Source organism: Streptomyces sp. NPDC028298, assembly GCF_055565895.1.
In genome coordinates this window covers 989,321-1,002,524 of the sequence record NZ_JBVHTL010000002.1, presented here as the reverse complement: position 1 = coordinate 1,002,524, position 13,204 = coordinate 989,321, and the positions used below count along the sequence as shown (strand labels likewise).

The 13,204-nt window shown below is 69.8% G+C and carries 9 protein-coding genes; 8 read left to right on the top strand and 1 reads right to left on the bottom strand.

What is annotated here, in order from left to right:
- Positions 1-168: 168 nt before the first annotated feature.
- The 8 genes from rplU (at position 169) to ACZ4TO_RS12900 (ending at position 11,485) form a co-directional block, all read left to right on the top strand.
- Positions 169-489 carry a 50S ribosomal protein L21 gene (gene rplU / locus ACZ4TO_RS12935; RefSeq protein ID WP_030601628.1) on the top strand — a complete coding sequence of 107 codons (321 nt, stop codon included), beginning with the start codon at positions 169-171 and terminating at the stop codon, positions 487-489.
- A 16-nt stretch (positions 490-505) separates the two neighbouring features.
- Positions 506-760 (top strand): 50S ribosomal protein L27, encoded by a 255-nt coding sequence (rpmA, locus tag ACZ4TO_RS12930; RefSeq protein WP_037618784.1) that lies wholly within the window; start codon positions 506-508, stop codon positions 758-760.
- A 226-nt stretch (positions 761-986) separates the two neighbouring features.
- Entirely contained in the window at positions 987-2,423 is a 1,437-nt protein-coding gene (gene obgE / locus ACZ4TO_RS12925) for a GTPase ObgE (protein WP_382782479.1), read from the top strand.
- A 220-nt stretch (positions 2,424-2,643) separates the two neighbouring features.
- Positions 2,644-4,155 carry an integrin alpha gene (locus tag ACZ4TO_RS12920; RefSeq protein ID WP_468024164.1) on the top strand — a complete coding sequence of 504 codons (1,512 nt, stop codon included), beginning with the start codon at positions 2,644-2,646 and terminating at the stop codon, positions 4,153-4,155.
- A 196-nt stretch (positions 4,156-4,351) separates the two neighbouring features.
- Positions 4,352-5,902: an alkaline phosphatase D family protein gene (locus ACZ4TO_RS12915; protein ID WP_468024163.1), complete on the top strand. Its 1,551-nt coding sequence runs from the start codon at positions 4,352-4,354 to the stop codon at positions 5,900-5,902.
- Positions 5,903-6,268: 366 nt separating this feature from the next.
- Entirely contained in the window at positions 6,269-7,768 is a 1,500-nt protein-coding gene (locus ACZ4TO_RS12910; RefSeq protein WP_382782470.1) for a D-ribitol-5-phosphate cytidylyltransferase, read from the top strand.
- Between the two features lie 200 nt (positions 7,769-7,968).
- Complete coding sequence (locus ACZ4TO_RS12905) at positions 7,969-10,044, top strand: hypothetical protein (protein WP_468024162.1); 2,076 nt, start codon at positions 7,969-7,971, stop codon at positions 10,042-10,044.
- Positions 10,045-10,267: 223 nt separating this feature from the next.
- Positions 10,268-11,485 (top strand): glycosyltransferase family 2 protein, encoded by a 1,218-nt coding sequence (locus ACZ4TO_RS12900; protein WP_382782465.1) that lies wholly within the window; start codon positions 10,268-10,270, stop codon positions 11,483-11,485.
- 175 nt (positions 11,486-11,660) lie between these two features.
- On the opposite strand, the gene ACZ4TO_RS12895 is transcribed toward ACZ4TO_RS12900, so the two are convergent.
- Positions 11,661-13,061 carry a polysaccharide pyruvyl transferase family protein gene (locus tag ACZ4TO_RS12895; RefSeq protein WP_468024161.1) on the bottom strand — a complete coding sequence of 467 codons (1,401 nt, stop codon included), beginning with the start codon at positions 13,059-13,061 and terminating at the stop codon, positions 11,661-11,663.
- Positions 13,062-13,204 lie beyond the last annotated feature (143 nt).

Genomic DNA, 13,204 nt, shown 5'->3' with positions numbered 1-13,204 from the left:
ACCCTTTCGGTCGTGGCCCCGTAACCTTGACCGTCGGCGTGTCCCCTGACGCGCCGCACCCCGTAAACCTCTTCCTCTCGGACACCCCGGTGACCGGGAGAGGCCTTCCGTGTTCATTCCCGGTCGGCTGGACTGCGGGGTTCCGTTCCGAGCGAAAGAGAGATCCGCGTGTACGCCATCGTGCGCAGCGGTGGTCGCCAGCACAAGGTTGCTGTCGGCGACATCGTTGAGGTTGACAAGATTTCCACCGCCAAGGTTGGCGACACGGTCGAGCTCTCGACCCTGCTCGTTGTCGACGGCGAAGCCGTGACGAGCGACCCCTGGGTCCTTGCCGGCATCAAGGTCCAGGCCGAGGTCGTGGACCACCACAAGGGCGTCAAGATCGACATCCTTCGCTACAAGAACAAGACCGGCTACCGCCGTCGTCAGGGCCACCGCCAGCAGTACACGGCGATCAAGGTCACTGAGATCCCCGCGGCTGCGAAGTAAGGGTAGGGACTGAGACATGGCACACAAGAAGGGCGCATCGTCCACTCGGAACGGTCGCGACTCCAACGCTCAGCGGCTCGGTGTGAAGCGCTTCGGCGGTCAGACCGTCAACGCCGGTGAGATCCTGGTCCGCCAGCGTGGCACCCACTTCCACCCCGGCGTCAGCGTCGGCCGTGGCAAGGACGACACGCTGTTCGCGCTGGCCGCCGGTGCGGTCGAGTTCGGCACGCACCGCGGCCGCAAGGTCGTGAACATCGTTCCGGTCGCCTGATCCACTCCCGTCGAGGCTGATCCGGTTCCACGCGGACCGGATCGAAGGCCTCGGGGCCCAGGCTCCGTAGAACCGAAGTTCTTCGCGAGGCGGACCTCACTTCCCCCACGGGAAGCGGGTCCGCCTTTCGCGTGTTACGCAAGAGACATTCCCGTACGTACTGAAGTATCCGAAGTACGTACGCACTGAAGTAACCGATGTAACCGAAGTGCTGGAGGCACCCCACATGACCACCTTCGTGGACCGCGTCGAGCTGCACGTCGCCGCGGGTAGCGGAGGTCACGGCTGTGCCTCCGTACACCGGGAGAAGTTCAAGCCGCTCGGCGGCCCGGACGGCGGCAACGGTGGCCGTGGCGGTGACGTGATCCTGGTCGTCGACCAGTCCGTCACCACGCTGCTCGACTATCACCACTCACCGCACCGCAAGGCCACCAGCGGCAAGCCCGGCGAGGGCGGCAACCGCTCCGGCAAGGACGGCCAGGACCTGGTCCTGCCCGTGCCGGACGGCACGGTCGTGCTCGACAAGGCGGGCAACGTCCTCGCGGACCTCGTCGGCCAGGGCACCTCGTACGTCGCCGCCGAGGGCGGCCGCGGCGGCCTCGGCAACGCGGCGCTGGCCTCGGCCCGCCGCAAGGCGCCGGGCTTCGCGCTGCTCGGCGTGCCCGGAGGCATGCAGGACATCGTCCTGGAGCTGAAGACCGTCGCCGACGTGGCTCTCGTCGGCTACCCGAGCGCCGGCAAGTCCTCGCTCATCTCGGTCCTGTCCGCCGCCAAGCCGAAGATCGCGGACTACCCCTTCACGACCCTCGTCCCGAACCTGGGCGTGGTGACCGCCGGCGAGACCGTCTACACCATCGCCGACGTGCCCGGTCTCATCCCCGGCGCGAGCCAGGGCAAGGGCCTCGGCCTGGAGTTCCTGCGCCACGTGGAGCGGTGCAGCGTGCTCGTGCACGTCCTGGACACCGCCACCCTGGAGTCCGAGCGCGACCCGATCTCCGACCTCGACATCATCGAGGAGGAGCTCAAGCAGTACGGCGGTCTGGACAACCGTCCGCGCATGGTCGTCCTCAACAAGATCGACGTGCCGGACGGCAAGGACCTCGCGGAGATGGTCCGCCCCGACCTGGAGTCGCGCGGCTACCGCGTCTTCGAGGTGTCCGCGGTCGCCCACATGGGCCTGAAGGAGCTGTCCTTCGCGCTCGCCGAGCTGGTCGCGCAGTCCCGGGCCGCGAAGCCCAAGGAGGAGGCGACCCGGATCGTCATCCGCCCGAAGGCGGTCGACGACGCCGGCTTCACCGTGGTGCAGGAGGAGGACGGCCTCTACCGCGTGCGCGGCGAGAAGCCCGAGCGCTGGGTGCGCCAGACCGACTTCAACAACGACGAGGCCGTCGGCTACCTCGCCGACCGGCTCGCGCGCCTCGGTGTCGAGGAGAAGCTGATGAAGGCGGGCGCCCGCTCCGGCGACGGCGTCGCGATCGGCCCCGAGGAGAACGCGGTCGTCTTCGACTGGGAGCCCACCGTCATGGCCGGCGCCGAGATGCTGGGCCGCCGCGGTGAGGACCACCGCTTCGAGGCCCCGCGCCCCGCCGCCCAGCGCCGCCGGGACCGCCAGGCGGAGCGGGACGAGTCGGAGAAGGAGTACGACGACTTCGAGCCGTTCTAGGTCTCGACCGGCTCGGAGGCCGCGGCGGGGCCGTTCCGGGTCTCGACCGGCTCCGCGGCCGCCCCGGGTGAACGCGCGGGAAACCCAGGGCATGGCCAGGACAACCAATCGGCCGGGCCGTCAGTCGTAACGGGCGTGGAGAGGATCTTCCTCTCCACGCCCGTAGTGCGTTCCGCCCCGGATGCGGACGCCGCCCCAGGTCCCCCAGGTCAGGAACCACATGTCGCGTCGCCGTTCCTTCCTCGTTCGCCGCAGGCCCTTCCTCATCGGCGCCGGTGTCGCCCTGGCCGCGGGCGCGCTGGCCGTGCCCGCCGTCAACGCCGTGCCCGTGCCGACGGCCGGCTCCACCACGCCGAGCGCCAAGCGGCTGCACGACGACTTCAACGGCGACGGCTACGCCGACCTGGCGATCGGGGCGCCGGGCACCAAGGAGAGCGGTCTGCAGGGCGCCGGGGCCGTCAGCGTCCTGTACGGCGCCTCCGGCGGACTGTCCACCGCGCGCAAGCAGGTGCTGACCGCGCCCGGACACGGCGGCGGCGACACCCCCGAGTCCGGCTACGGCACCGGCCTGCGGAGTGCCGACCTCGACGGCGACGGATACGCGGATCTGCTCTCGTCCGTCGCGGTGTCGGTGATGGACGTCGACAGCGGTTACGCCGTGGTCGTCAACTGGGGTGGCCCCAAAGGACTGTCGGCGACTCCCACCCGGATCGCATGGGGCCCGTACTACGAGTGGCGGGGAGAGTTCACCGTCGGTGACGTGGACGGCGACAAGCACCCGGATCTGGTGACGGCGGGCGCCGAGCAGTGGCTCTCCGACGACCCGGACGTCCAGCCGGAGGAGGACGGGACGGTGTGGCACGGCCCGTTCAACCGCGGCGGCGGCAACGCGGGCAAGGACCACTTCACCGTCGACCCGCGGACGTCCCTGTACAAGCCGGTGATGGCGGCCGGTGACGTGACCGGGGACGGGGTGGCCGACCTCGCGGTGACCACCGGGGACGCGGGCGCGCGCACCACGAGACTCCTCGTCGGCGGCAAGGACGGCTTCACCGACAAGGGCCTCCTGCGGGACGCCCGGGGCCGTGCCGTCGCGGGCGAGGACATCGCGATCGGTGACCTGAACCGGGACGGCTACGGCGAGGTGATCGTCGGCCGCTCAGCGTCGGACGGCGCCGGATCGCCCGCCAAGGGCGGCGCGGTGGGCGTCGTCTACGGCGCCCCCGGAGGAGCCTCGGCCACCCGCAAGCCCGTGTGGATCAGCCAGGACACCCCGGGTGTGCCCGGAACCGACGAGAACGGCGACGGCATGGGCACCGGCCTGTCCGTCGGAGACACCGACGGCGACGGCTACCTCGACGTGGCGACCGGGCTGCCCGGCGAGGACGTCGGCAGCGTCACCGACGCCGGCGGCGTGCTCGTGCTCAGGGGCGGCGCCTCGGGGCTGACGGGCACCGGCGCCAGGTCGTTCACCCAGAGCACCTCCGGTGTGCCCGGCACGGCCGAGCGGCTGGACCGCTTCGGCGCCGAGACCGCCCTGGTCGACGGCGACGGCGACAAGAAGGACGGCCTGATCGTCGGCGACCCGGACGAGAACGCGGGCAACGGCGCCGTGTGGACCTTCTCCGCCGGCTCCGGCGGCGTCACGGCGAGCGGTTCGGCCTCCTTCGGCGGGGCCACCCTGGGCCTGGCCGCGACCGGCTCCGGCTTCGGCCGGTCCCTCGGCGACTGACTCCGCCCGCCGGGTGCCCCCGGATGCCCCGGATGCCCCGGAGGCACCCGGCGGCCACCGAAATCCCCTGTCGCGGCGGGTCGTTCGTTGCTCGTGTGTTCGTCACGCATACGATGCGCTCTGTTCAAGAGGTGGGCCGCTGTGCCGTGTGGGCTTCCCGGTGTCCAAGAGGCAACCGACGCAAGGGAGTTCGCCGATGCCCGGAGCAGTCTCACGCGATCGTCGCCACTTTCTCACCGCCTCCGCCGCCGTACTGGGCGCCGCCGCCTCCGCCCAGCTCTGGCTGCCCGGCACCGCCCGAGCGGCCGAAACCCCCCTGCCCGACGGCGTGTTCAGCCTCGGCGTGGCCTCCGGCGACCCGTTGCCCGACGGGGTCGTGCTGTGGACCCGGCTCGCCCCCGACCCGCTGAACGGCGGCGGCATGCCCGACCGCGTGGTGCCGGTCGAGTGGGAGGTCGCCGAGGACGCCCGCTTCGGCAAGCCGGTGCGCCGCGGCACCGCGTACGCGCGTCCCGAGTACGGCCACAGCGTGCACGCCGACGTGCGCGGGCTGCGCCCGGACCGCGCGTACTGGTACCGCTTCCGTACGGACGGCCAGGTCTCCCCGACGGGCCGCACCCGCACCGCGCCGCCCCCCTCCCGTGCGGGCGGCTCGCTGCGCGTCGCCCTCGCCTCCTGCCAGAACTGGCAGAACGGCTACTTCACCCCGTACGCCGACATGCTCGACCAGGACCCCGACGTCGTCCTGTTCGTCGGCGACTACATCTACGAGTCCTCGCCGTCGGCGACGGCCGTACGCCGCCACGAGGGCACCGGGGAGCCGTACACCCTCGTCCAGTACCGCAACCGGTACGCCCAGTACCGCAGCGACCCGCACCTCGCGGCGATGCACGCGAACGCCCCCTGGGTGGTCACCTTCGACGACCACGAGGTCGACAACGACTTCGCCGGCGAGATCCCGCAGGACCCGGACAAGCAGACGCACGACGCGTTCGTGGCCCGGCTGACCGCCGCCTACCAGGCGTACTACGAGCACATGCCGGTCCGGGCCACCGCGATTCCGGACGGGCCGCACATCCGGATGTACCGGCGGCTCGACTTCGGCCGCCTCGCCCGGCTGAACGTCCTCGACACCCGGCAGTTCCGCAGCGACCAGGCCACGAGCCAGGAAGGCGCGAAGGATCCCGCGCTCACCATGCTCGGAGCCACGCAGAAGGAGTGGCTGCTGCGCGGGATGCGTCACTCGACCGCCCGCTGGAACCTCGTCGCCTCGCAGATCATGATGGCCGAGACCGACCTCCAGGTCGGCGAGGGCAAGCTCTGGTACTACGACGCCTGGGACGGCTACCAGGCCGAACGCAACGCCCTCATGGGGGAGTTCGCGGACATCCGCAACCCCGTCGTCCTCACCGGCGACCGCCACCTCACGATGATCAGCGACCTCAAGGCGGACTTCGCCGACCCCGGATCCGCGGTCGTGGGCGCCGAGTTCGTCGGTACGTCCATCTCCAGCGGCGGCGATCAGGACCAGGCCGCCTTCCACAAGGAGTGGGACCCGCGCATGGCGGACAACCCGCATTGGAAGCTCGTCGACGCCCACCGCGGCTACCACCTCTTCGACATCCGGCGGGACGGCATCGATGCCCAGGTGCGCGTCGCGGAGACCGTGCTGAAGCCCGAAGCGGCCTCCGGCACCCTGGCCCGGCTGCGGGTCGACGCGGGGAAGTCGGGCGTACGGCTCGTGTGACGGACCGGGCGCGCGGCCCGAACGACGGAGGACGCCCTGGGACTCACCGGAGTCCCGGGGCGTCCTCGTGCCCGGGAGCGCGCCGCCGGGATCCGCCCGGTTCGGCGGACGCTTTCGGGGAAGCCGTCCGAGTACGGGGGCGCCGGGCGCTCAGGCGCCTGAGAAGAGCGTGAGGATCCCGCGTGGGACGTGTGGAGTTACTCACAGCAAATCCGGACAATTCGACCAGGTGTCCCCGAAGTAGCCTGTGTGCAAGGTGAATGGCCGGTTGCGCGCACATATGCAGTAGACGGCGCTCACCTTGCATGGCAGTAACCGTAGGTGGGACCATTCCCGGGTTCCCTGTCGCCCCAAGGTAGGTCACCTGTGTCTGAGCACATTGCCAAGCCCCGTACGACCGCAGTGATCCTGGCCGGCGGGACCGGTCAGCGCGTGGGTCTGTCGATTCCGAAGCAACTGCTGAAGATCGCCGGCAAGGCGGTCATCGAGCACACGCTGACCACCTTCGAACAGGCCGACTCGATCGACGACATCATCGTGCTCATGGCCCCGGGCTATGTGCCGGACGTCGAGAAGATCGTCGCGAAGGCGGGCTTCACCAAGGTGACCCGCGTCATCGAGGGCGGTTCGACGCGGAACGAGACGACCGAGCGCGCCATCGCCGCACTCGGCGAGGGCCTGGCCGAGGGCGAGGACGCCAACGTCCTGTTCCACGACGCCGTGCGCCCGCTGCTGTCCGAGCGCGTCATAGACGACTGCGTCACGGCCCTGGAGCGCTACCAGGCCGTCGACGTCGCCATCCCGTCCGCGGACACGATCATCGTGACCCGCACCCACGGCGAGGACGGCGAGTTCATCACCGAGATCCCGGACCGCTCCCGGCTGCGCCGCGGCCAGACGCCCCAGGCGTTCAAGCTGTCCACGATCCGCCGCGCCTACCAGGTCGCGGCCGGTGACCCCAACTTCCAGGCCACGGACGACTGCTCGGTCGTGCTCAAGTACCTGCCGGACGTGCCGATCCACGTCGTCGCGGGCGACGAGTACAACATGAAGGTCACCCAGCCCGTCGACGTCTTCATCGCCGACAAGCTCTTCCAGCTCGCCTCGACCACCGCGCCGGAGCAGGCCGACGAGGCCGCCTACCGTGAGCTGCTCACCGGCAAGACCCTCGTCGTCTTCGGCGGCTCGTACGGCATCGGCAAGGACATAGCCGAGCTGGCCGCGGGCTACGGCGCCAAGACGTACGCGCTCGGCCGCTCCACCACCGGCACGCACGTCGAGAACCCCGAGGAGGTCGACGACGCGCTCTCCACGGCCTACGCGGAGACCGGGCGCATCGACTACGTCATCAACACCGCGGGCGTGCTGCGCATCGGCAAGCTGGCCGAGACGGACAACGCGACCATCGAGGAAGCGCTGAAGGTCAACTACCTCGCGCCGGTGCAGATAGCCCGCTCCTCGTACAAGTACCTGGCCGAGAGCAAGGGCCAGCTCCTGCTCTACACCTCCAGCAGCTACACCCGCGGCCGCGCCGAGTACAGCCTGTACTCCTCGACCAAGGCCGCGATGGTGAACCTCACCCAGGCGCTGTCCGACGAGTGGGCCGGCGACGGGATCCGCGTCAACTGCATCAACCCCGAGCGCACCGCGACCCCCATGCGCACGAAGGCCTTCGGCCAGGAGCCCGCGGGTTCGCTGCTCTCCTCCGAGGCCGTCGCGCACACCTCGCTGGACGTCCTGCTCTCCGAACTCACCGGTCACGTCATCGACGTGCGCCAGCAGGACCCGACGGCGGGCGCGGGCCGCGCCTCCGGCTTCGAGGCGGCCCTGGCCGCGGTCCTGGACCGCCAGGACGGCGTGGCATAATCAAAAACGAATAGTCTTTCGGAATTCAGGCCTTTGTGTCCGCGTGTTTGCCGCGCATTCACAAGGGCCTGAGTCCGTAGAGTTCTCTTTTCGCTTTTTGGTTCCTTTTCGGTATCAAAAGTAATTTTGGTATCAAAACCGGCACTCACCCCTCAAGAGCAGGTTTCTCCGTGATTTCCACCGCTATTCGCGTTGCCCGGGTGGGCAGCGCGGCCGAGCTGGCGGCGGCGGCCCTCATGATGCTGGGCTTCCCCGCTCTGATGCTCGCCGCGCTCCTGCCGAGCGTCGGCGCCTTCGCGGCCGCGGCCGCCGTGACGTATCTGGCGGACCACTATCTGCACCGGCGCGGCAGCTATCTGGTCAACCGCCTCAGCAAGGTGCGAGCCGGTCTGTCCATCCGGTTCCTGATCCGGCAGTTGCTGCTCGTCCTGCTCCTGGCGCGGCTCGACCTGTCGAACAGCATGGTGTTCTACGCGGCCATCGCGTGCTTCCTGGCCTTCTACGGCTTCCAGGCACCGCACGGCGCGCTGATCACGCTGATACGGCTGCGCCGCAAGATGCCCGTCGCCACGCGCAACGTCGACCTGAGCGCGCGCGTGCGCATCCCGGACGCGCCGCCGCGCGGACTGCTGCACCGGTCCACGGAGAAGATGCTCCACCTCGACCTCGTGGCCGTCGCCGGCCTCCTGGTCACCGGGGCGACCGACGACAACGTGTACGGCTTCGCGGGCGTCGCCGTGAGCGTGCTGCTGGCCTTCGGTTACGTGGCGGCGCTGGTCCCGTTCGTGCGCGGTCGCAGGATCCCGCCGAACGCCGACAAGGTCCTGGCGGCCGTCGACGGCTGGCTGGCCGACTACCGCCCGGAGACGGTGCTCTACTTCTCGGGTTCCAAGGACTCCGCGTACCAGGTCAACATGTGGCTGGAGACGATGGAGCAGCTCGACAGCCGGCCGCTGATCATCCTCCGCGAGCGGGCGATCCTGGAGCGCATGGCGCCCACCACGGTGCCGGTCATCTGCGTGCCCGGAGGGGTGCACCTGATGAACATGGACCTGTCGACCGTGCGCGTCGCGCTCTACGCGGCGAACGTCGGCAAGAACATCCACATGCTGCGCGTGCCCACCATCCAGCACGTCTTCATCGGCCACGGCGACAGCGACAAGCTCGCCAGCGTCAACCCGTTCAGCAAGGCCTACGACGAGGTGTGGACCGCGGGCCGCGCGGGCCGCGACCGTTACGCCATAGCCGACGTCGGCGTCCGCGACGACGACATCGTCGAGGTCGGCCGACCGCAGCTCGCCCCGATCCAGACCTGGCAGGGCGTCCCCGAGGGCCGTGTCCCGACGGTCCTGTACGCGCCGACCTGGGAAGGCTGGGACGGCAACCCCGGCAACACCTCGATCGTGCTCGCCGGTGAGAACATCGTGAGGAAGCTGGTCACGGCCGACCCGCCGGTCCGCGTCCTGTACAAGCCGCACCCCTTCACGGGCACCGTCAGCGCCGAGGCCGGCGCCGCGCACAAGCGGATCACCGCCCTGGTCGAGAAGGCCGGCGCGGAGCGCGCGGGCGACGCCCGCTTCGCCGTCGACGCGGCCGCCCAGGCGCAGGCCAAGGCCGACCTGACCCGCATCGAGGCCCGCATCGCCGAGCTGTCCGGCACCGGCGGCGAGAAGGGCGACGAGGCCGAGGCCACCCGCGACGGCATGGTCGACGCGGCCCGGCACGCCGAGATCGCCCGGCTGCGGGCCGAGTGGAACGACGCCTACTGGCGTTCCTTCGGCTCCGCCGAGCACCGCGTCATCACGGGCGCCGAGCCGCGCCTGTACGACTGCTTCAACGTCTCCGACGCGATGGTCTCGGACATCTCCAGTGTCGTCTCCGACTTCATCGCGAGCGGCAAGCCGTACGCCGTCACCGACTCCGCGGAGCTCGGCGTCGAGGAGTTCAAGCGCCAGAACACCGCGGTACGGGCCGCCGTGATCCTGACCAACTCGGCTGCCGGACTGGACGAGCTGCTCGCGGCCGTGGCCGACCCGGCCGCGGACGCGCAGGCCGAGGACCGCAAGGAGCTCAAGCGCTACCTGCTCGGCCCGGACGAGCCGGCCTCCATCGACCAGTTCAACGCCGCGGTGCGGGCGCTGGCGCTCGAGGCCGAGCGGCGCAACCTCGGCCAGCAGAGCGTGACGGCGGCCGATGTCGTGGACGTCGACCTCGCCGACGTGGTCCCCGCCCAGCGGGTGGCCGACGAGACGGACGGAGCCGCTGTCACCGGCTGATCCGGTCCGCGACACACGCGACGGGCATGGCCCCGGGGAGTTTCTCCCCGGGGCCATGCCCGTTTCTTACGTCTTTCACCGCTCCTCTTACGTCGTTCCGCCAGCCTTCATGGTCCAGCCACCCGCCGTTTCCTGTGACCTGGGTCACGAAATGAGTCGTTCCGGGCAACCGGACCGTACTTCCAGTCGTCTTCTAGGTAGCGATTGAGGTGATAAGAGGGAAATGTGCTTGCGGCATTTCCTGAAACAAGGGGGAAACGTGACGCAACCCGACGTGACCATCGTCATCGGGGCGTACGAAGCAATGCCGTACCTGGTCAAATGCCTGGAATCCGTGGAGGAGCAGACGCTCGGCCCGGAGCGCATCGAGATCGTGGCCGTCGACGACGGATCCACGGACGGCACGGGGGAGTACCTGGAACGGTTCGCCGAGCGTTCGGCCCTGTCCGTGACCGTGATCCGGCAGGCCAACTCGGGCGGCCCCAGCGGCCCGCGCAACGTCGGTCTCGGCAAGGCGCGGGGGCGCTACGTCTTCTTCCTCGACGCCGACGACTACTTCGGCCCGGAGGCCCTGGAACGCATGGTCTCCATGGCCGACGCCCAGGGCACGGACGTCGTGCTGGGCAAGATCGTCGGGGTCAACAGATCGGCCCCGAAGTCGATGTGGGGCAAGACCCTGCCCCGTACCGACGTCTTCTCCTCGAACGTCAAGTTCACCCTCAGCGCGCAGAAGCTCTTCCGCCGCGACCTGCTCACCCGGCACGGGATGGTCTTCGACGAGTCCCTGAAGACCGGCGAGGACGCGCTGTTCACGATGGAGGCCTACCTCCGCGCCGACGGCATCTCCGTGATCGCCGACTACGACTGCTACCACCTGGTCGGCCGCGACGACGGCAAGCACGTGACCAAGAGCGGCGGTTACAGCCTGCGCTTCGACTCCGCCCGCGCCCTGATGAACCTCATCGCGGAGCACGTGCCGGCCGGGCCGCGCCGCGACGATCTGATGGTCCGGCCGTTCCTGATCACCCTGCTCCCGCAGTTCGGCCCGGGATTACTGAAGCAGAGCGAGAAGGTGCGCGGCCACAAGCTCGAACTGGCCAAGCCGCTGATGGACGCCTACTGGCACGAGGGCGTCGCCCGCCGCCTCAAGGTCCACGAGCGGCTGCGGCTGCACCTGGTGGCCCGCGGCCGGGGTGATCTCCTCCTGGACGTGGTGGAGTTCGTCAAGTCGAAGAAGGCCCCGGGGATAGTGCTGGAGTCGCGCGGCCGCAAGGTCTACCTCGCCTACCCGCACTTCCGCGACGCCGCCGCGGGCCTCCCGGACAGCTACTACGTCCCGACCACCCGCGAGACGGTCACCATCGAGGGCTTCAAGCCCCGTCCCGTGCCGCTCCGGCGCCTGCGCCGACTGGCCCGGCGGATCCTCGGCCCCCGGCGCTGACAAGCGCCCCGGGGGGCTCCTGGCGGCGTCCGTCAGGAAACCGCCGCCAAGAGCGGTCGGGAACCGCGCCGGGAGCCGTCATGAGGCGGCTTCCGGGGGCGTGGGAAACCGCCCCCAGGGAGTGCCCGTCCCGCGCCGACCGTCCGGCCAGGCTGCCGGTGACGGCTCGGCCGCGCTACTGGCGGCCCGCCTGAAGCGCTTTGCGCAGGGGTCGGCCCACCGCACGCCGCGCCAGCCGGTAGACCGAGCGTCCGGACGTCCCCACCGGCCCCTGGGTGAGCTTCACCACCCTGGGCTTGCGGCCCAGCTCTCGCTTCAACTGGACGTTCTCCGTGGACAGTTCGGTGATCCGGCTCTGGAGGAAGCCCAAGCGCGTGGTGAGCGAGGCGATGTCGGCGTCGTTCCAGGGCCGGATACCGGGCGGGAAGGCCAGGGAGCGGATGCGCTCCTCGTGGGCCGCGCCGCCGTCGCCGTGCGTGAAGGTGTTCTCCAGGCCGTTGCGGGTGAGGAACCCGGTGAAACGCTCGAAGCGTTCCCGGTGCCCGCGCGTGAACGGGCCGAAGTCGGCCTCCGCGTACAGCTCGGCCGGATCGAGGCCCGCGGCCGGCTTGCCGATCGGCCGGTGCGGGATCTCGAAGTAGCGGCACAGCTCCAGCGTGCGGGAGTCGCCGCACAGCACCGTCGCGGGCGTGCCGGCGAGCAGCGCGGCGATGTTCCCGTGGATGCGGGAGCCGAACGAGAAGTCGAAGTCACGCAGATCGTCGATCCAGGTGACGGGATCGATGTAGACGCGGACCTTGTCCTCGCGGAACATCGGGTGGTCCGGATGCGTGGGCATCGCGGTCACGGCGCCGTTCGGGTCCGACAGGTCGCGCCAGTGCAACTGCCGTGCGTCGCTGAGGTTCTGGCCGATGAACCGCAGATGCGGATAGCGGGCGTGGGCCCTGCGGACGATCGGGTCGAGGCCCTGTGTGCGCATCGCGCTGTGCGAACCGTTGACCGCGATCCGGGACTCGGGCCCGAGCGCGTCGGCGCGCTTGCGCACGTCGAGCCGCTCGCCGTACATGAACAGGGACGGGCAGCCGATGACCTCGACGTCCTTGAAGCCCATGTCCCGCAGGTACTTCTCGGTGAACTCGCCGCGCACCCCGATGGAGGCGCTGCGCTCCAGCACCGCGGAGACGAACTCCCGCACGGCGGGCTCGATCGGCTTGAGCCGCGCCGGGTTGTAACTCAGCCCGGTCTGCGCGCCGATGCCCGGGACGATCACCGGGATCCTCAACTTGCCGATGAGGCGCGTCAGTCGTCTGAGCTGTGACTCGAAGGAGGGCCGGAACGCGTTGGCCAGCGGGACGACGAACGCGTCGAACTCGTCGTTGATGCGGCCCGCGGCGGCCACGTCGGTGCGGATGCCGTTGGACACGACCTCGGTACGTGGGGTCTCGAGGATCTTGTGCGTGGCGTCGCTGAAGATGAGGTTGCCCGAGTTGGTGGCGAACACGTCCTGATGGAGAGCCTGTTCCACGGGGACGACGTCGTAGGGGCTCTTGCCCGATCTCAGGAGTATGCGCTTCACGGGGGGAACGGTAGATGGCACGGCGTTCAACTTAACTTTGCGTTGCCTTTAATTACCATGAGGAACCCGTACAACCTTTCGTGCATGCGCGGCTGGTGATCACGCAACTACGCGGCGCCGTCCGCCTGCTGGACCGACGGGCC